Here is a 903-nt window from a genome sequence, read left to right as displayed (position 1 = left end):
GAAGACACGTTAGCGTTCACCATCAGCCGCAGCGCGCCAACGGGCGAAGCGAGTGGCTCAGAGAGTGTGGTGACGTTCAGTTTGAACAGCAGCAGCGAGATTGACGCGGCGGACATTGAGTCCGTGATCATCAATGGTGAGCCGCTCAGCGGCGCGCAAGTGACGGCTCTGTTTGGTGGCGCAGGATATGATGTGACGTTGGCCGACAGCGAGTCGGTGGACGTGGTGATCACGCCAAAAGACGACTCGGTGATTGAAGGGCTAGAGAGYGTGATCGGTCAAATCACGGCGAAAACCGACGCGAACGTGACGGGCACGGGCCAAGCGAACGCGACGATTGACGACGAAACGGACGATCGCAACGAAGTGGCGGACGTGAGCATCGTGACCCAAGATGGCACGGCCATCGAAGGGGAAGACACGTTAGCGTTCACCATCAGCCGCAGCGCGCCAACGGGCGAAGCGAGTGGCTCAGAGAGTGTGGTGACGTTCAGTTTGAACAGCAGCAGCGAGATTGACGCGGCGGACATTGAGTCCGTGATCATCAATGGTGAGCCGCTCAGCGGCGCGCAAGTGACGGCTCTGTTTGGTGGCGCAGGATATGATGTGACGTTGGCCGACAGCGAGTCGGTGGACGTGGTGATCACGCCAAAAGACGACTCGGTGATTGAAGGGCTAGAGAGYGTGAYCGGTCAAATCACGGCGAAAACCGACGCGAACGTGACGGGCACGGGCCAAGCGAACGCGACGATTGACGACGAAACGGACGATCGCAACGAAGTGGCGGACGTGAGCATCGTGACCCAAGATGGCACGGCCATCGAAGGGGAAGACACGTTAGCGTTCACCATCAGCCGCAGCGCGCCAACGGGCGAAGCGAGTGGCTCAGAGAGTGTGGTGACG

At 59.9% G+C, this 903-nt stretch carries 1 protein-coding gene; it reads left to right on the top strand.

From position 1 onward, the window contains the following. Nucleotides 1-81: 81 nt before the first annotated feature. Nucleotides 82-903, top strand: an 822-nt coding sequence (locus L4C39_RS20130) for a hypothetical protein (RefSeq protein WP_429747759.1), incomplete at its 3' end; no start/stop codon positions are given.

This window comes from Vibrio clamense (assembly GCF_050337905.1).
In the GTDB taxonomy this organism is placed as follows: Bacteria; Pseudomonadota; Gammaproteobacteria; order Enterobacterales; family Vibrionaceae; genus Vibrio; species Vibrio cortegadensis.
This window is presented reverse-complemented; position numbering and strand designations above follow the sequence as displayed.